Consider the following 17299-nt stretch of genomic DNA (forward strand, 5'->3'; position numbering starts at 1 on the left):
CTATGGGGTGGCGCTTATGTGCTCCTGCCGTTACCGACGCGCAATGGGTTGCTGTTAACAAATATTAACTTCGCGGCATTGGTGTAACAAATATGCAACAATTGTGACTGAGGCGACGCACCGGCCCGTGGCGGGGCAAAACAAAAGCCCCCGGAGCCGAGGGCTCCGGGGGCTCTGAGCGCGCCGGGCTCAGATGAGCCCGACAGGCAGGACAGGCTTACTTCTGACCCGCAACGACGAAGTTGCGGATGTCCTGCAGCAGCTTGTCGAACGACGGATGGTTCAGGTACATCATGTGACCGGCCGGGTAGTAGGTGTAGGACACGCGCTCCTTCACCAGCCCGTTGCTGGCCAGGGTGTTCTCCGCCGCGAAGAACGGCGTCGCCAGGTCGTAGTAGCCGGTGGCCAGCATCACGCGCAGGTCCTTGTTCTCGCGCATGGCCTGACCGAGGCCCTCGGCCACGTTCACGTTGATGTAGCCGCCGCGCTTCTGGCCGACCCAATCCCAGTTGCGGCCCGGATCGCTGGTCAGCACCTTGTACTCGCGGCCAAGGTCAACCTTCAGATCGGTCAGCACATACTGGTTGAACGCCGCCGTGTAGCTCGGCGCGATGGCGTAGCCGGACGGATCGTTGTCGAAGGTCTCACCCGCCTCGTCCAGATCCTTGCCGGTGTAGCGGGTGTCGAAACGCCCAACGGTGTAGCCCTCGTTGCGGCCGAACTGCTTCATGAAGCGGAAGGCGTTGATGCGAAGGTTGGTCTGGTCGAGGTACTGCTCGGACAGGCCGGTCAGCTCGGACAGGGTCTTGCGGACCCGCGCCTTCTCTTCCGGCGTGATGCGGTCGCCCTTCAGCAGCGCCGGGGCGTATTCGTTGAGGGCGAACTCGCGGGCGCGCTGAACGTGCTGCTCCAGCGTCACGTCGGTCTTGCCGCGCAGGTGGTGATACCAGTGGGTGGCGGCATAGGTGGGCAGGAAGCCGATGTACGGCGTCTCGTTGCCGGTCTGGAACCGGGCGGTCGAGAAGTCGAGAATGGCCGAAATCAGCACGACGCCGTTCAGGCCATAGCCGTTGAAGCCGCCTTCCAGCACTTCAGCCAGCTTGGCGGCGCGGGTGGTGCCGTAGCTTTCGCCCATCACGTACTTGGGCGAGTTCCAGCGCTTGTGCTCGCTCGTCCACTGGCGGATGAACTTGGCAATGCTCTCGGCGTCCTGGTCGACGCCCCAGTAGTCCTTGTTCTCGCCCTTGCCGATCGCACGGCTGAAGCCGGTGCCGACGGGATCGATGAACACCAGGTCGGCGATGTCGAGCAGGGTCTTGTCGTTGTCGACGATGTTGTACGGCGGCGCGCCGTCATCCTTCGCGTCAGACGGCAGAACCAGGCGCTTCGGGCCGAACGCGCCCATGTGCAGCCACAGCGAGGCTGAACCCGGACCGCCGTTGAACAGGAAGATCACCGGACGGTGGGTGGTGTCCTTCACGCCCTCGCGGATGTAGGTGGTGGAGAAGATGGCCGCCCGCGGCTCGCCGTCCTCATCGCGCAGGTAGGTCTCGCCGGCGATCGCCTTGTAGCGGACTTCCTGACCGTTGAAGCGGCCGGTGTGCTCGGTCACGAACACCTTCGGTTCGGGAATCGCCTTGTCGGCGGCCTTGTCGGCCGAGCTTTCGGTCTTGGCCGGCGCCTTTTCGGCCGCAACGGCCGGCGTGGCCGCTGCCAGCAAGGCAAGGGCCAGGAGTGAGGCACGGTATTTCATGATTTTACCCCCTGAATAACGCTTATGAACAATACAGTTCGTTTTTTATCGAACACGCGACACTAATGCCCCCGGAACGAGGGGGGCAACCCGCTTCCGAAACAACTCGTCGGACGAGACGGGGCGTTTGTCTCAACATTGGAAGGCGACAGAGCGAACCTGAAGCATAAGTATTACATGCTGGGGCTCGTCTCGCCGAGTCGCGTGTCCCGGCGCTGTCTGGGGTTTTGACTGCTGGGGGTTTATTCATGAAGCAATTGATTGTGGCGGCCGCCCTGATGTTGGCGGGCACCGCCAATGCCGCCGACTATCCGGCCAATGTGGTGGCCGATGGCCTGCCGCCGATTCCGGCCGAGCTGAAGGCCAAGACCGGTTCCTACCTTGAATATCGCAGCGCCACCTTCCTCGGCTGGCATCCGGTGACGGGCGGCGCGCTGATTTCCACCCGCTTCGGCAACGTGCCGCACCTGCACGAGGTGAGCGCGCCCGGCGCGGCTCGCCACCAGATCACCTTCGGCGTCGAGCCGGTGGTGAATGCTTCCTACGCGCCCAAGGGCAACGGCATGATGGTCTATGCCCAGGACCAGAAGGGCGACGAGTTCTACCAGCTCTATCGCCTCGATCCCGGTTCGGGCCAGGCGGTGCTGCTGACCGACGGCAAGAGCCGCAACATGAGCCCGACCTGGTTCAAGGACGGCTCCAAGCTGCTCTACACCTCCACCCGGCGCAACGGGCGGGACTCGGACATCTACGTGATGGACCCGCGCGACCCGAAGACCGACCGGCTGGTGGCGCAGATCAATGGCGTCGGCTGGCAGCCGGTGGACGTGTCGGCCGATGGCAAGCAGGCGCTGGTGATGCGCTACGTTTCGGTGAACGAAAGCTCGCTGCACCTGCTCGATATCGCCACCGGCCAGATGCGCCAGATCACCCCGAAGGGGAAAGTCTCCTACGGCGAGGCTAGGTTCGCGCCTGACGGCACCATTTTCGTCACCACCGATGCGGGCGGCGAGTTCAAGACGCTCTCAACGCTCGACCCCAAGACCGGCAAGACCGCCCGCGTTTCGGCCAACGACAAGTGGGACGTGGAGGCGTTCGATATCGCGCCGGACGGCAGCTTCCTCGCCTATGTCATCAACGAGGCGGGCAGCAGCCGGCTGGTGATCCATGACCTGAAGAAGCGCATCGCCCCGCGCTCGCCGCAGCTGCCCAAGGGCGTGATCTCCCACCTGGAGATTGCCGACACCGGCGCGGTGGGCTTCTCCTTCTCCTCGGCCCGCACGCCGGGCGACGTGTTCTCGGTGGACCCCAACACGCTTGCCGTGACGCGCTGGACCGAGAGCGAGACCGGCGGGGTGGACACGCAGACCTTCGCCGAGCCGGAGCTGGTGGCGATCAAAAGCTTCGACGGGCTGGAAATCTCCGGCTTCCTCTACCGGCCGGATGCGAAAAAGTTCCCCGGCAAGCGGCCGATGATCATGCACATCCACGGCGGGCCGGAAGGCCAGCTGCGCCCCGAGTTCCAGGGCAACTACAACTATCTGGTCAGTGAGATGGGCATCGCCATGTTCTTCCCGAACGTGCGCGGCTCGGAAGGCTACGGCAAGACCTTCCTCACGCTCGACAACGGCTTCAAGCGCGAGGATTCGGTGAAGGACATCGGCGCCTTCCTCGACGCGCTGGCCAAGGACCCGATGCTCGATGCCAGCCGCTTCGGCGTGACGGGCCGCTCCTACGGCGGCTACATGACGCTGGCGACCCTGACCCACTATTCCGACAAGCTGCGGGCAGGCCTCGAGGTGGTGGGCATCTCCCACTTCGTCACCTTCCTCAACAACACGCAAGCCTATCGCCGCGACCTGCGCCGCGTGGAATATGGCGACGAGCGCGACCCCAAGATGAAGGCGCACCTGGAGAAAATCTCCCCGCTCACCAACGTCAATAAAATCACCATTCCGCTGATGGTGGTGACCGGCGCGAACGATCCACGCGTGCCGGCCTCCGAAGCCGATCAGGTGGTGCAGGCCGTGCGCGCCAATGGCGGCGAGGCCTGGCACTTCCTCGCCAAGGACGAAGGCCACCAGTTCAAGAAAAAGGAAAACCTCGACGCCCAGTTCTGGGCCAGCCTGATGTTCTGGCAGAAATACCTGCTGGATTGATAAAGGGGGGATTTTTCCAGGGTTTTGCAGGAGGGGCCCGTGCGCGGAGGCGCACAAAAAAACCGGCCCCCTCCTGCACCTCCCAGTCGATTCAAAGGGCCGTGTCCTTCATAGAGGGCGCGGCCCTTTTTCTTTGGCCGACATCAAACGGTGCGTCTGTTCCTTAAAATCATTCAATATAACATCAGGTGATTGTGAATGGGGCGTGCGGTTGCCGCCGGGGGCGACCCATTCAACCCCTTGCCGGACGGGCTGGGCGGTGGATGCCGGACGCGGCCCTTTGAACCTTCTCATTAGGTGCCACGGCAGCCCCGGAGTCGGCTCGAAAAAGGCAGGGGTGCAGGGGGGTGAGGCCCCCTGCGAGAAAAGACAACCTGTCAAAACCCGAAGGTCGGGGGGGCGTTGACAGAGGCACCGGGCGAGGGCACCTGTTGGGCCATGAGTACGCAAGCCACCTCGACGCCCCAGCCGCCCCTTCAGGTGACGATCATTCCGGTCACGCCATTCCAGCAGAATTGCAGCCTGGTGTGGGACACCCGGACCATGCGCGGCGCTTTTATCGATGCGGGCGGGGATATCGACCAGCTCACGGCGGCGGCGAAGCAGCATGGCGTGACGATCGAGAAGCTGCTGGTGACGCACGGGCATCTCGACCACTGCGGGGCAACGGCCGAGCTGGCGGAGAAGCTGGGCGTGCCGATCGAGGGGCCGCACGAGGACGACAAGTTCTGGATCGACGGGCTGGAGCAACAGGCCAAGGCCTATGGCTTTCCGCCCGCGCGCAGCTTCGTGCCGGACCGCTGGCTGAAGGACGGCGATACGGTAACCGTGGGCGCGCAGACCTTTCAGGTGCGCCACTGCCCCGGCCACACGCCGGGCCATGTGATTTTCTACCACGAAGGGGTGAAGCTGGCGTTCGTGGGGGATGTGCTGTTTCAGGGCTCCATCGGCCGCACGGATTTCCCGAAGGGCAACCTTGAGGACCTGCTGAACGCCATCACGACCCGGCTGTGGCCGCTGGGGGACGAGGTGCATTTCGTGCCCGGCCATGGCCCCATGTCCACCTTTGGGCAGGAGCGGCGGACCAACCCGTTCGTCAGCGACAGCGCGCTGCGGGCGAGACGTTAGGTTTCAGGGCATAAGGCCCGCCGGGGCTGGCAGAGGCTGAACCTTGGGGGCGGCTCAACTGTTCTTCCAGCTGGACCGTATGGAAGAAGGCCCTGCCCATGCCCCTGCTGCTGTTTCTCGTCCTGGTGGCGCTCATTGCCACTTTCGGCTTCTGGGATACGCTGGCCGCCATTCTTGGCGGCGTGGCGGTGGTGCTGCTGATCGCGCTGGTTCTGGCCGTGATCGCCGCCTTTGTCGGCTGGCGGATGTGGAAGCGGTTTGTGCGGCGCTACCGGTGACGGGCCGGCAGAGCCTTATCTAGCCTGCCCGCAAGCCGCCTCAGAGCACCAGCACGGGGAAGGGCAACACCCTGCCGACCGTGCGCGCCGCCAACTGGAGCAGCCGGTCGGTGAGCGACAGGCGGCAGACAGGGGCATCGCCGGAAGCCGCGCTGCCAGGCTCGGCCTGGGGCAGGACCGAGAGAAGCTGGTCGCCCACCCGCAAGGCTGGCGGAGCGGAGGCGGAGAGCCTTGCCTGCGCCGGGGTTGCCGATGCGGGCTCCGCTGCGGGCGGGACCACGGGGGCTCCGAGGGCGGGCGTGGCGGCCATGAGGGCGCAGGCCAGGGCGAGCGTGCCCGCCCGCCCGGCACGAAAGAACCCGCGGGACTGCGATGAACCCCTGTTCCCGATAGCCGCTTGTATCATCTCGCGCATGACGCGCCGCCTCCCTCATCCCTGGTTTGCCGGCGTTCTTCCGGGCGTCTTCTTTCTGCTGGCGCAATGAATAGGCCGGTGCCGGAGGGCCAGCCAGTGCCCGCGCGCCCGCCCGTGGGCTTTGCGCGGCAGAAGCAACGGCCCGCCGCGGGGAAGAGGACACAGGCTGTAATGCTTACAAATCAAGCCACTGCAACAGAACAGGGGAGGCGGCAACGAGGAGGAGCGACGGCGGTTCGCAAACCCTGGGCTGCCCGGATATTCGACCATGCGGGCATTGCCCCGCATGGAGGTTTTTCGCATGATGAAACCGAGCCGCACGGTTGCGGTTCCCCGCAAGTCCTCCAGAGTTTCGCAGGCAGGATTTCGCAGGCAAGGTCTCACAGGCGGGCTTTTGAAGGTGGCGCGGATTCCGAATTGTTTCTGCAAGCCAGGCGCGCGCTTTTGCATGCTGTCGGTTTGGCCAAGCCGGGGATAGCGCAGCACTTCGGGCCGGCGGATTTTAGGCCAGTGGGTTCTAAGCCAGTGGGTTCTGGGCGAGTGGGTTCTGGCCAGCTTTCAGGGGGTCCAGGGGCGGGGCACCTGGCGCGTTATGTTCCGTCATGGCTGGCGGCGCGGGTTGGAGTGCGCGCACTCTGCGTATCTTTGCCGGGCTGCTGCGAACCTTAGTCCGCGTTCCTTCTGGTTGGCCCGCGTTCTCCCTTGCGGGGCCAGGTTGCGTCCCCTGGTTTTCAGAGTCTGTCAGCGCAGGGTGTTCTGGATACGGGGCTTTTTGAGTAACGGCCGCCTGATTCAGGAGCTGCCTGAATCAAGAAGCTACCTGACTCAGGAGCTGCTGTCTCAAGAGGCTCTGTTTCAGGTGGCTCTGTCTCAGGAGACTTTGCCTTGAGAGGCTTTGCCTCAAGGGCTCTCACTCGGGGCATGATCTGACCCCCAGTTCGGGCTGCCGGCGTTTCCTCTTTGCGCCAGGCATGCCTGCAGGTTGGCGTACCTCCCAAGCGGCGTTCTTGTCGATCTGGTTCCTCCCCCGGCCGCCCTTGCCAGGTCAGCTTTCAGGCGGACTGCCTGAAATGGCAGGGGCGGCAGGCGGAACCCGGAGCGCCAGGCATCAAGTCCAGACATCAAATCCGGGTATCAAATCCGGGCAGCAGGCCACAGGATCAAAACCGCAGGGCCAGGCCAGAGGAGAGATCACCGAAGGGATACAGGCCGCACAAGGGTATTGCGGCGCGACCTAAGGAAATCGAAGTCGAAGGAGAGAAGGGAAAGCCCGGCGAGGGCGAGAAAGGGCAACACTGAAAAGGATCAGCCGGGCAGGCCGGTGCGGCGCTTCCGAGCGGGACGCGCGCTATGGATGACGAAATGTCCCCCGGCAGGAGGGCAGGTGACGGGAGACAGAGCTGGCCGGGGCAACACGCTGTACCAGCGGGCGAGTCAGAGCCTGCGAACCAGAATGTTGACCGCCGCGATCCACCGGGGGCTGGAGACGGCGATGGGCTGGACCCCAGGCACGGGCGGGAGGATGAGCAGGCGGTCGGCCTCGGCGGAGATGAGCCGGCCAAAGGCGAAGCGTCCTTCCGTCAGCGGCGCCAGGACGTCCTTGTTGAGGGCCTCCCCGTACTGCTCGGGTGGAAGCCGGCTCAGCCAGATTTCGTCGCCCGCGCGGTAATCGCCCTGCGCCACCTCGACGATCATGCCCATCAGATTGGGCTGGACCAGCGGGGCGGCCAGCATCATGGCCCGGCGCGGCGATTCCGCGCCGCCCGTGCCCAGAACGGCCGCCACCGGCACATCCGGCCGGTCTGGCAGGCTGACCAGTTCCGATGGCTCCACCCCCAGGGCCGCGGCAATGCGGTTGAGCCAACCCACCGACACCGTGCGGGTGCCGGTCTCCAGCCGTCCGATGGTCTGGGCAGTCGTCGGAGGGGAGCAACGGGCGGCCACCTCGGCCAGCGTCAGTCCCTTAGCCTTGCGGACCTCGCGAATACGCGTGTGCATAAGACTCTCTTTCTCACCGCACAGGTACTTTCTACTGTCCTACAGCAGCCCCGGCCCGCTAGTCGAGTCAGCACGGTTGATCGATGAAACGATTCGAGCGGAGGCTGACATGTCTGACAGCAGAACTGTAAAGGTTGCGGTTGCATCTACGAAACCATGTTCCGGCGTGACGGTGCTCTGCCAAGACGACTCGCCGGTTGCCTGGCTCAAGCGTCACGGCCACCTGTCAGAGCGCCAGGCCATGGCGGCGGAGCGGATCCAGCGGGACTATTACCTGGCTTGCCTCTCTCCCCATGTGACGCAGGGGTGGGACATGCTGCCCGCCACGCGCACCCGGCGCGGACCGCATGAGCCGCTTACTCCCACCGAGACGCAGGTGGCGGCGCGCCAGCGCTTCCATGCCGCCATCGATGCCGTCGGCCCCGGCCTGGCTGATGTGCTGTGGCGGGTGGTGTGCGAAGGCACGGGCCTCGACGCGGCGGAGCGGGAACTGGGCTGGCCGCGCCGGGCCGGCAAGCTGGTGCTCGGTCTGGCGCTGGACCGGCTGGCAGACCACTACGACCCATCCCATCGCAATCCGTCTGCCCGCTCCCCTTTTTTGCGCCCGAGATAGGAAAAAGCCTATTGACTATCGTCACGATACTTTGTATAAATCGAATCACGATGGAGAATTGCGCTTGGCAAGGCGCGGCAGGGCCGGGGCTCCAGCGGCGGCGTTTCGTCGGGCAGCACGTCGGCGCTTCCTGGCTTCATCGATTTGTTCAGACTAGAGGACAGACGGCATTTTCCAGGGCGGCGGTCGCGCAAGACCGGCCGCCCTTTTCGGTTCCGGCCACAGGCCGGTGGGCGCAACCATAGGGCGGGAGGCAGGACCATGGGCGGGCAGAAGGCAGGGCCGGACAGCGCCGCCGCCAAAAAGGGAAAAGGAAAGCAACCGGCGCGGGCGCGCGCGGCGGCGGGGACGGCAGGGGCCGCATCCCCGCGGCGCGGGGGCAAGGTTGCGGCGGCAGGAGCGCCGGGCGCTCCTGTGCCCGAGCGCGCCGCCAGGGGCTGGACGGCGCAGACCCGGATAGCGTTTCTCGAGGCGCTGGCCGATCTGGGACAGGTGCGGGCTGCGGCGCGGGCGGCGGGCGTGTCGCCCCAAAGCGCCTACCGGATGCGGCGCAAGTCGGCCGCCTTCGCCAAGGCCTGGCAGGAGGCCATGGATCAGGCGCTCGACGCGCTGGAGGAAACCCTGTTCGAGCGGGCCATAAACGGTGTCGAGAAGCCGGTTTACTATGGCGGCCGGTCCTGCGGCTCGGTGCGGCAGTATTCAGATGCGCTCGCCATGTTCCTGCTGCGGGCGCGCCGGCCCGAAACCTATGGGCGCGCGCTGCCGGCCGAGCCCTCCGCAGCGGCGACGGCCGGACCGGCCGACCCCGTGACGCTGATCGAGGCGCGGCTCAAGGCGCTGCGGGCCAACGAAAAGGCTGAAGGCGGCCCGCCCGATGGCGGCGGAGCGCAAGGCAAGCTCTGATGCTTCCATCCCAACCGTCTGAAAAGGCTGAGATTGTCACTAACGACACTTTGCCGGGATGGAAGAGGGGCGGTTGGGCAGGAGGCCGGGTAGGGGCCTGGCGAAAACATTAGTGTGGTGAGGAGGGGCCGCCATGGCGGCCGGTGGCGCCGGGCCGGCAGAACGGCGGCGCTGGGTTGATCTTTAGGCACAGGGAGCAAGGGCGATGAACCGGCAGGATGGCGGCGCAGCGGCGGGCGAGGCATCGCTGGCCATGCGTCTCGCCTGCCTCGGGGAGGAGGAGCGCCGCCAGCTGTGGCGCGCGCTTGGCCCGGCCGGGGTTGCGCGGCTGCTTCACGATTGGCGCTTCTGGGGTCGCCCCAGCCAGCTTCCGCCCGCTGGAAACTGGCGGACCTGGCTGGTGCTGGCCGGGCGCGGCTTCGGCAAAACCCGCGCCGGAGCCGAGTGGGTGCGGATGCTGGCCACCGGAGGCGGGGCCATCGGCCTGTCCACGAGATGTCATGTACGACAGTCTGCCGATGAAGAGAGCGCTGATGGAAAGGGCGCTGGTGGAGAGAACGCTGGTGAAAAGGGCGCTGGTGGAAAGGGCGGCACCGCCAGGGCCGGGCCGGGCGTGGGGGGCGCGGGCGGAGAGGCGGCAAGAGACGCAAGGGGCTCAAGGGGCGCGTGCTCGGGTAGCAAATGTCATTTACGACACTTTGCCGAGGGAAGCGGCGGCGCGCAGGAATGGGAACAGGGGTGGGAGAGGGAGCACGAACAGGAGAGAATTGGAGCAGACTGGGTTGGAGCAGGCTGGGCTGGAGGTGATCTCGCCGGGGAAGGCCGCGCCGGGGAAGGCTGCACCTGGGAAGGCTGCACCTGGAAGGATCGTATCGGGGAAGGCCGCGCCGGGCAGGATTGCGCCTCGGGCTTGGGGGTAGGGCGCGAGGCAGAAGGCGCGGGGCTGCGGACCGTGGCAGCTGAAGGGACGGGCGTTCCTCCGGGCGCGCAACAGGGCCGGCACCGCCCGGCGGGCGGGCCGGTTCGTATCGCGCTGGTGGCGGCAACGCTCGCGGAGGCGCGGGCGGTGATGGTGGAGGGCGAGTCCGGATTGCTCGCTATCGCGCCGCCGCAGGAGCGCCCCACGTTCGAGCCGGCGCTGCGCCGCCTCGTCTGGCCGAACGGCAGCATGGCGACCCTCTATTCCGCCGACGCGCCCGAACAGCTGCGCGGCGCGCAACACCACTTCGCCTGGTGCGACGAGCTGGCCAAGTGGCGCAATGCGGAGGCCGTGTGGGCCAACCTGCAAATGGGCCTGCGGCTGGGGGCATCCCCGCGCGTGATGGTCACGACGACGCCGCGCCCAAGGCCGCTGGTCCGCGCGCTGCTCTCCGACCCCAGGGTGGTGGTGACGCGCGGCGCCACCTGGGATAACCAGGCCAACCTGCCGAAAAGCTTCCTCGCGGCCATGGTCTCGGCCTATGGCGGCACCCGCCTCGGCCGGCAGGAACTGGACGGCGAGCTGGTGGAGGCGGTGGAAGGCGCGCTGTGGTCGCCGGACATGATCGAGCGCAGCCGGATCGACGCTGCGCCTGCGCTCACCCGCGTGGTGGTGGCGGTCGATCCGCCCGTCACCGGCGGGCCGGAGGCCGACGCCTGCGGCATTGTTGTGGCGGGGCTTGGAACGGATGGCCTTGCCTACGTGCTGGCCGACCGCTCGCTCCACGGTGCAAGCCCCGAAGGCTGGGCCCGGGCCGTCGCCGCCGCCGCTGACGAGTTCAACGCCGACAGGGTGGTGGCCGAAGCCAACAACGGCGGCGACCTGGTGGGGCTGGTGCTGCGCTCGGTGAGCCCGCAACTGCCGGTCAAACTGGTGCGGGCGAGCCGGGGAAAATCCGCTCGCGCCGAACCGGTCGCCGCGCTTTACGAACAAGGGCGTGTGCGCCACGCGGGCAGCTTCGCCAAACTGGAAGACGAACTCTGCGGCCTCATGCCGGGCGGCGGATATGTCGGCCCCAGCCGCTCGCCCGACCGCGCCGACGCGCTGGTGTGGGCGCTGACCGAACTGATGCTGGGCCACGATGCGAAGCCGAGGATCAGGACACTTTGAGAGATTTTTTAAGGGATTTTTCATGCAGGAGGGCTTGCCCCTCCTGGCAACCTCCCATTCGTTTTTTCGGGCTGTGCGCGTGAGGGTGTCGCGGAGATTTTCGAAGGAAGGTTTTATTGGGGCGTGCCCTTCTTTTCTGGCGCGCCATCGGAAAAATAAATCCGGTAAGCGCAGCGAGAAATGGCGGGCGTGTCCGGAGAAAATGCAAGGGAGCGCAGAGGGTCCTGGACCCTCTGCATTTTTATCTGTGGCCCTTAGGGCCACGGGGGGACTTTTTAGTTGTGCGCCTTCGCGCACGGGGTCCCTCTGCAAAAAACAGAAATCCATACGGACAGACCGGGGAGGGACCCATGGAGTTTTCGTTCCTGCCGTGGCGGCGCAAGGGCGCGTCGCTGCGGGAGCAGAAGCGGCGCGCGGCGGTGCCGATGGCGATGGTGACGGGCTGGCATGTGGGCGCTCTGGCGCGCGGCTACGAGGCGCAGGTGCGGGAGAGTTATCTTCGCAATGCCATTGCCCAGCGGGCGGTGCGGCTGGTGGCGGAGAGCGCGGCCTCGGCCCCGTGGATGAGCGCGCCCACAGGGCATCCGGCGCTGCAGTTGCTGGCGCGGCCCAACCCGTGCCAGCCGGGGGCGGCGTTCATCGAGGCGCTGGCCAGCCATCTGGTGCTGGCGGGCAACGCCTATGTGGAGGTGGTGCCGGGCCCCGACGACATGCCGCTGGAGCTGCACCTGCTGCGCCCCGAACGGGTGACGGTGGTGCCGGGTCCGACCGGCTGGCCGCAGGAATACCGGCACACGGTGGGCGGCACGACGGTGCGCTATGGCGTGGACCCGGTGACGGGCCGGGGCGATTTGCTGCACATCCGCACCTTCCATCCGCTGGATGACCACTATGGCCTGTCGCCGCTGGAGGCGGCGCAGCTGGCGATCGAGACGCACAACGCGGCCGGGCGCTGGAACAAGGCGCTCCTGGAAAATGCGGCGCGGCCGTGCGGGGCGCTGGTGTTCGAGCCGGGGCAGGGAACAACGCTGACCCAGGAGCAGTTCGACCGACTGAAGGCGGAAATGGAGGCGGGCTTCCAGGGCGCGCAGAACGCGGGCCGGCCGCTGCTGCTGGAAGGCGGGCTGAAGTGGCAGGCGCTGTCCCTCTCGCCGGCAGAGCTGGATTTCATCGAGGCGCGCAACGCGGCGGCGCGGGAGGTGGCGCTGGCCTTCGGCGTGCCGCCCATGCTGCTGGGCCTGCCGGGCGACAACACCTACGCCAACTACGGCGAGGCCAACCGGGCGCTGTGGCGGCTGACCGTGCTGCCGCTGTTGACGAAAATCGCCGACAGCCTTTCGGCCTACCTCGGCCACTGGTGGGAGGGGGTGAGCCTCGACATCGATCGCAACGCCATTCCGGCGCTGGCGGCCGACCGCGAGCGGCTGTGGCGGCAGGTGGCAACGGCGGACTTCCTCTCGGCGCAGGAGAAGCGCCGCCTGCTCGGCCTTGGCGGAGAGGGTGACGGATAATTTTACAGCTCGCGCCCGCGGGCTGCAGCCGTTAACTATTCAAATTCCTGATTCACGGGGAAAACTGCAGGCTGGCCCGGAATTTGCGGTAACCAAATGCACAGGGGGCAAAAACCGGTTCAGCAGAGAAGGAAGAAGGCCAATGGCGAAGCTGGGGAGAGTGGCGGTGGTTCTGGCCAGCCTGGGGATGTTCGCAGGCACGGCTTTGCCCGCGCAGGCAAATGCCGACGTGGAGTTCGACATCCCTGACGGGCAGAAGGTGGACGCCGAGAAGATGGCCAGGGCGCTGGTGGAGGCGCTGGAGACCGCCGGCCCGACGGAGCGCCCGCTGCTGCTGCAGGCGCTGGCGAAGGTGATGGAAATGTCGCCCCGCGCGCTGATTATGGACTCCGGCGCCGACGAGCCGCAGCCCATCTACTGAGGCCGGCGTAACATTAACCATAACAAGCGAAAAATTAACCAGAAATAGCGGCAACAGCCGCGGCAAATGCGACAGCCTGACGAAGCGGGGCTGGATTTATTCTTAAAGCCAAGCCATAGAGGAAGGGAAATCCTCCTTGCCGATTCCCGAGGCGGAGGCAACGGGCCGGAGCAATACCTCCGGCCCGTTTTTGATTCCATCTCCCTGGTTCTGGCCGCGGCCCGCACGCGACGGAAATGTCGCTTCGCGGGCGGCAATCCGCACATATGGGCACGGAGAGGACGGCATGAGCGAGGGGGGACAGGCCCAACGCCGCCATGCTGGGCGCGCTGCTGCGGCAGGCGCACGGCGAGGGCGCGTCGATGGTGACGCTGCGGGCGCTGTGGGAAGAGGCGGCGGAAGCCGGCGCGGCGCGGGCGCTCGCCCGGCTGGGCCTGGCTGACGGCCGGGCCGGGGCGGACATTACGGAGTTGCGCGAACTGCTCTCCGCCTGGCGCGACGTGCGGCGTACCGCGCGCAACGCCGCCATCGGCTGGCTGGTGCGGCTGATGCTGGCCGGGCTGATGATCGGACTGGCCGTGAAGCTGAAACTGCTGGGCTGGGCGAAATAGGGGCTTCGGGTTTGCGGGGGGCTTGGGCCTTTCCGCAAGGAAATCCGGACGGATACAAGCGAGCACGAACATGGGCGGTGATGAAAAACCACCGGCAAGCCTGCGGTTTGCCGGATACGCGAGCATTTTTCATGAGATGGACGCAGGCCGCGACGTGGTGATGCCGGGGGCATTCGACCGCGCCCTGCGCGAGGGCGCGAAAACCCTGCCGCTCTTGTGGCAGCATGAGGCGCGCGAGCCGATTGGCCGCATCGAGACGCTGGCGACGGACGGGCGGGGGCTGCGGGTGATCGGCAGCATCAGCCTCGGCGCGCGGCGCGGGCAGGATGCGGCAAGCCTGATCCGCGCGCAGGCGCTCACCGGCCTTTCCATCGGCTATCGCGTGCGGCGCAGTGCGGTGGATGGCAAGCAGCGGCTGCGGCGTCTGCTGGATGTGGATTTGCTGGAGATCTCGTTGGTGACCTTTCCCATGCAGCCGCGGGCGCGGGTGCTGGGGGTGGAAACGGCTGTGGCGTCGGCGTGGGGTTTGACACCTTTGGAGACGGCAAATGGACGGATATGAGATCAAGGGCGCGACGACGCTTGAGGATGTGTTCGAGGACGCGGGCATGGATGCTTCGCAAACCGGCGAGGCCGGCGCGGGCAGCGGCGTGACCTCCGGCGGCATCGAGGAGAAGATGGCGCAGCTGGCCCGCACCGTGTCGCTGCTCGACAAGCGGGTGGGCGAAATGGTGGGCGCGGCGCGGCGGCCTTTTCTCGGCGAGGCAAAGGCCGCGCGCGGCGAGGACGCGCACCGCGCCGCCTTTACCGACCGCTACCTGCGAAAAGGGCTGGAGACGGGGCTGGCGAGCCTTGAGGCAAAGTCGCTGAACATGGCAACGCCGGGCGATGGCGGCTATGCGGTGCCCGAGGCCATCGACCAGCTGATCGAAACAAGGCTGCGAAGCATTTCCCCGCTGCGCGCCGTGGCGTCGGTGGTGCAGGTGGGCACGGCCAATTACAAGAAGCTGGTGGCGACCAGCGGCTTTGCCTCCGGCTGGGTGGCGGAGACGGCGCAGCGGCCCGAGACGGCAACGCCCACCTTCGCCGAGATCGCGCCGCCCTGGGGCGAGCTTTACGCCAACCCGGCGGCGACGCAGGCCATGCTGGATGACGCGGTGTTCGATGTGGAAAGCTGGCTGGCCGGCGAAATCGCGTTGGAGTTTGCCGCCCAGGAAGGCGCTGCCTTCATCTCCGGCACCGGCACCAACCGGCCCAAGGGTTTTCTCGCCTATCCCACCGCCGCGACAAAGGATGCCATCCGCCCGTTCGGCACGCTGCAACATGTGGCGACGGGTGCGGCCGGAAATTTCGCCGCCAGCGACCCGGCCGACAAGCTGGTGGACCTGGTGCATGCGCTGCGCCCGGCCTACCGGCAGGGGGCGGTGTTCCTGATGAACTCGGCGACGCTGGCGCGCATCCGCAAGTTCAAGGACGGCGACGGCAATTTCCTGTGGCGGCCCGCGCTCGCGGAGGGCCAGCCGGCAACGCTGCTGGGGTATCCGGTCATCGAGGCCGAGGATATGCCGGACATCGCAGCGGATAGTTGCGCCGTCGCCTTCGGCAATTTTGCCCATGGCTATGTGATCGCCGAACGCACGGGCACGCGGATTTTGCGAGACCCATACTCCAACAAGCCCTTCGTTCACTTCTACGCCACCCGCCGGGTGGGCGGCGCGGTGGTGAACTCTGAGGCCATCAAGCTGCTGAAGTTCTCGGCCAGCTGAGCGGCGCGTGGGCAGCAGGCGGCGGGGCGAAAATTCCCGCCGCCTGCGGGCCGGGCTTTTTTTCTGCTGGGGCGGCGCGGGAGGCGGAAACATGGCGCTCAGAGGCAGTGGTGCGGGCGGATATTCCTTTTTCCTGCCGGATGAATATGACGATGCGGCGGATCTTTCCGCCTTCCTGTGGATCCGGCGGGGCAGCGACGTGACCGGCGGCAGCCGGATTTTCAACCTGATTAACAGCGCCCGCACGCGCGGGTTCATCGTTCATGTGGGCGGCAGCGCTTCGGGGACCACCCTGCCGACGGAGGTGGTGATTTCCGTCTCGTCGACGAACGATGCCACCTGGGGGGCGGGCAGCAACCAGGATGGGCGCGGGCGGGCAACGCTGGCGGATTTTTCGGGCGCGGATTTTTGTCCGCTCGCCTTTTCCATCCGCGGCAGCGCCGCGCCGGATAATACCGGCAGCGGCGGGGCCCAGCAGCTGCACGAAGTCTGGTGGAAGGGCGCGTCGGCAGCGGTGGAGACCGGCAGCGTCGGCTCCGGCGTGCCGAAACCGGGCGGGCGCATGACGCTGCTGTGCCGGGAGGCGCCGAACCTCAGCGCCTTCGATGGCTGGGTGGCGGAAGTGGCGGTGTGGCAGAACTATCGCCTGAGCGCCGCGGACGCCGCGCGGCTGGCACGGGGCATCTCGCCGCTCGCCATCGCGCCGGAGCTGCTGCTGCTCTACCGCTCCTTCCGCACTGGCGTGGAGGCGGAGGTGGGCAATACATCCTTCATGCCTCTGGGCACGGGCGTGACGGTGGAGATGGCGACCCATCCGCCCTTGCTGATCGAGGGCAGTGGCGGGCGGCTTGGCGCAAAAAACGGGGCGCCGACGCTGGCCGCGCACGCCGCGCCGATGCTGGCGGTCAACGCAGGGCGGCACCGGCAGGATGCGACGAGCGCGGGGCTGGCGGCGCACGCCGCGCCCGTGCTGCATGCGGCCGGGGGGCGGCATTTCATGACGGCAGGCCAGGCGGTTTTCACGGCGGCGGGGCAGCTGGTGCCGCAGGCAGGCCAACACGCGCAGACGGCGGGCGCGCCTTCGCTGCTGTGGCTTGCCGCGGCGGCGGAGACGATGCGCGTGCCGCCGGAGCGGCGGGGCATGACGGCGGGCTGGCCATGAGGCCGGGCAGCCCAAGAACAGGCACAATGAAGGGGACGAGATAATGGCAAAGGCAGTGCACAACGATGTGCTGGATGGCGCGCTGATGGTTTTGAAAAACAGCGCCACGAAAATGGTGGCGTGCGCGGGCGAGCCTGCGAGCTTCGCGGCGGCCAGCGGCAGCCTGAAGCTGGCGGAAGCGATGATGAGCGCGGGCGACTTCCTCATTGCCGACGGCGCGCAATCGGGCCGACGGGTGACGGTGGCGGAGAAGAGCGGCGTGCAGGTGACGGCAAGCGGAACGGCCAACCATGTGGCGCTGCTCGACATGGCGGGCAGCCGGTTGCTCTACGTGACCACCTGTACGGCGCAAGCGCTGACCGCAGGGCAGACCGTGACCTTCGGCAGCTGGGACGTGGAAATAAACGACCCGGCATAGGCCGGGAAACACGAGCTAAAAAAACAGCACTGCATCGGCCGCCCCTGGGGCGGCTTTTTTTATGCGCGCGGGCT

Annotated in this window: 15 protein-coding genes and 1 pseudogene; 13 read left to right on the forward strand and 3 right to left on the reverse strand. The window is 66.7% G+C overall.

The window, feature by feature from the left end; translation table 11 throughout:
- Nucleotides 1-217: 217 nt before the first annotated feature.
- A complete protein-coding gene (locus tag L0C21_RS06045) occupies nt 218-1753 on the reverse strand; it encodes a S10 family peptidase (RefSeq protein ID WP_259277497.1) in 1536 nt (511 codons plus the stop codon).
- Nucleotides 1754-2001: 248 nt separating this feature from the next.
- Between L0C21_RS06045 and L0C21_RS06050 the strand changes: the two genes are divergently transcribed.
- From L0C21_RS06050 to L0C21_RS06060, 3 genes are all read left to right on the forward strand, one after another.
- Nucleotides 2002-3912 carry a S9 family peptidase gene (locus L0C21_RS06050; RefSeq protein WP_259277498.1) on the forward strand — a complete coding sequence of 637 codons (1911 nt, stop codon included), beginning with the start codon at nt 2002-2004 and terminating at the stop codon, nt 3910-3912.
- Nucleotides 3913-4350: 438 nt separating this feature from the next.
- Nucleotides 4351-5040: an MBL fold metallo-hydrolase gene (locus tag L0C21_RS06055; protein ID WP_259277499.1), complete on the forward strand. Its 690-nt coding sequence runs from the start codon at nt 4351-4353 to the stop codon at nt 5038-5040.
- Between the two features lie 98 nt (nt 5041-5138).
- A complete protein-coding gene (locus L0C21_RS06060) occupies nt 5139-5318 on the forward strand; it encodes a hypothetical protein (protein WP_259277500.1) in 180 nt (59 codons plus the stop codon).
- A gap of 40 nt (nt 5319-5358) precedes the next feature.
- On the opposite strand, the gene L0C21_RS06065 is transcribed toward L0C21_RS06060, so the two are convergent.
- Both L0C21_RS06065 and L0C21_RS06070 read right to left on the reverse strand, forming a co-directional pair.
- Nucleotides 5359-5733 (reverse strand): hypothetical protein, encoded by a 375-nt coding sequence (locus L0C21_RS06065; RefSeq protein WP_259277501.1) that lies wholly within the window; start codon nt 5731-5733, stop codon nt 5359-5361.
- Nucleotides 5734-7167: 1434 nt separating this feature from the next.
- Nucleotides 7168-7731, reverse strand: coding sequence for a helix-turn-helix domain-containing protein (locus L0C21_RS06070; protein WP_259277502.1), 564 nt, complete (start codon nt 7729-7731; stop codon nt 7168-7170).
- Nucleotides 7732-7897: 166 nt separating this feature from the next.
- Between L0C21_RS06070 and L0C21_RS06075 the strand changes: the two genes are divergently transcribed.
- The 10 genes and pseudogenes from L0C21_RS06075 to L0C21_RS06125 all read left to right on the forward strand — a co-directional run bounded on the left by L0C21_RS06075 (nt 7898) and on the right by L0C21_RS06125 (nt 17225).
- The gene (locus tag L0C21_RS06075; protein ID WP_259277503.1) at nt 7898-8344 is read left to right on the forward strand and encodes a DUF6456 domain-containing protein; all 447 of its coding nucleotides are present in this window, start codon (nt 7898-7900) and stop codon (nt 8342-8344) included.
- A gap of 261 nt (nt 8345-8605) precedes the next feature.
- Nucleotides 8606-9247 (forward strand): hypothetical protein, encoded by a 642-nt coding sequence (locus tag L0C21_RS06080; protein WP_259277504.1) that lies wholly within the window; start codon nt 8606-8608, stop codon nt 9245-9247.
- A 1024-nt stretch (nt 9248-10271) separates the two neighbouring features.
- Nucleotides 10272-11336 (forward strand): annotated as a pseudogene (locus tag L0C21_RS06090) (DNA-packaging protein); the annotation flags it as partial.
- A 350-nt stretch (nt 11337-11686) separates the two neighbouring features.
- Nucleotides 11687-12847, forward strand: coding sequence for a phage portal protein (locus L0C21_RS06095; protein WP_259277505.1), 1161 nt, complete (start codon nt 11687-11689; stop codon nt 12845-12847).
- 142 nt (nt 12848-12989) lie between these two features.
- Nucleotides 12990-13268, forward strand: coding sequence for a hypothetical protein (locus L0C21_RS06100; protein WP_259277506.1), 279 nt, complete (start codon nt 12990-12992; stop codon nt 13266-13268).
- Between the two features lie 317 nt (nt 13269-13585).
- On the forward strand, nt 13586-13879 hold the full coding sequence (locus tag L0C21_RS06105; RefSeq protein ID WP_259277507.1) for a DUF6127 family protein: 294 nt from the start codon (nt 13586-13588) through the stop codon (nt 13877-13879).
- A gap of 70 nt (nt 13880-13949) precedes the next feature.
- On the forward strand, nt 13950-14441 hold the full coding sequence (locus L0C21_RS06110) for an HK97 family phage prohead protease (RefSeq protein ID WP_259277508.1): 492 nt from the start codon (nt 13950-13952) through the stop codon (nt 14439-14441).
- A gap of 115 nt (nt 14442-14556) precedes the next feature.
- Nucleotides 14557-15645, forward strand: a complete 1089-nt coding sequence (locus L0C21_RS06115; RefSeq protein WP_374940249.1) for a phage major capsid protein — start codon at nt 14557-14559, stop codon at nt 15643-15645.
- Between the two features lie 91 nt (nt 15646-15736).
- A complete protein-coding gene (locus L0C21_RS06120; RefSeq protein ID WP_259277510.1) occupies nt 15737-16807 on the forward strand; it encodes a hypothetical protein in 1071 nt (356 codons plus the stop codon).
- Nucleotides 16808-16850: 43 nt separating this feature from the next.
- A complete protein-coding gene (locus L0C21_RS06125) occupies nt 16851-17225 on the forward strand; it encodes a hypothetical protein (protein ID WP_259277511.1) in 375 nt (124 codons plus the stop codon).
- Nucleotides 17226-17299: the final 74 nt, after the last annotated feature.

Origin of the sequence: Pedomonas mirosovicensis (assembly GCF_022569295.1) — a bacterium.
Classification (GTDB): domain Bacteria; phylum Pseudomonadota; class Alphaproteobacteria; order Sphingomonadales; family Sphingomonadaceae; genus Pedomonas; species Pedomonas mirosovicensis.

Bases quoted from the DNA above. Each gene is read 5' to 3' on its own strand.
- L0C21_RS06100 (WP_259277506.1), top strand. From the start codon at position 12,990: ATGGCGAAGCTGGGGAGAGTGGCGGTGGTTCTGGCCAGCCTGGGGATG.
- L0C21_RS06060 (WP_259277500.1), top strand. From the start codon at position 5,139: ATGCCCCTGCTGCTGTTTCTCGTCCTGGTGGCGCTCATTGCCACTTTC.
- L0C21_RS06065 (WP_259277501.1), bottom strand. From the start codon at position 5,733: ATGCGCGAGATGATACAAGCGGCTATCGGGAACAGGGGTTCATCGCAG.
- L0C21_RS06120 (WP_259277510.1), top strand. From the start codon at position 15,737: ATGGCGCTCAGAGGCAGTGGTGCGGGCGGATATTCCTTTTTCCTGCCG.
- L0C21_RS06055 (WP_259277499.1), top strand. From the start codon at position 4,351: ATGAGTACGCAAGCCACCTCGACGCCCCAGCCGCCCCTTCAGGTGACG.
- L0C21_RS06080 (WP_259277504.1), top strand. From the start codon at position 8,606: ATGGGCGGGCAGAAGGCAGGGCCGGACAGCGCCGCCGCCAAAAAGGGA.
- L0C21_RS06050 (WP_259277498.1), top strand. From the start codon at position 2,002: ATGAAGCAATTGATTGTGGCGGCCGCCCTGATGTTGGCGGGCACCGCC.
- L0C21_RS06110 (WP_259277508.1), top strand. From the start codon at position 13,950: ATGGGCGGTGATGAAAAACCACCGGCAAGCCTGCGGTTTGCCGGATAC.
- L0C21_RS06045 (WP_259277497.1), bottom strand. From the start codon at position 1,753: ATGAAATACCGTGCCTCACTCCTGGCCCTTGCCTTGCTGGCAGCGGCC.
- L0C21_RS06095 (WP_259277505.1), top strand. From the start codon at position 11,687: ATGGAGTTTTCGTTCCTGCCGTGGCGGCGCAAGGGCGCGTCGCTGCGG.
- L0C21_RS06125 (WP_259277511.1), top strand. From the start codon at position 16,851: ATGGCAAAGGCAGTGCACAACGATGTGCTGGATGGCGCGCTGATGGTT.
- L0C21_RS06115 (WP_374940249.1), top strand. From the start codon at position 14,557: ATGGCGCAGCTGGCCCGCACCGTGTCGCTGCTCGACAAGCGGGTGGGC.
- L0C21_RS06070 (WP_259277502.1), bottom strand. From the start codon at position 7,731: ATGCACACGCGTATTCGCGAGGTCCGCAAGGCTAAGGGACTGACGCTG.
- L0C21_RS06105 (WP_259277507.1), top strand. From the start codon at position 13,586: ATGCTGGGCGCGCTGCTGCGGCAGGCGCACGGCGAGGGCGCGTCGATG.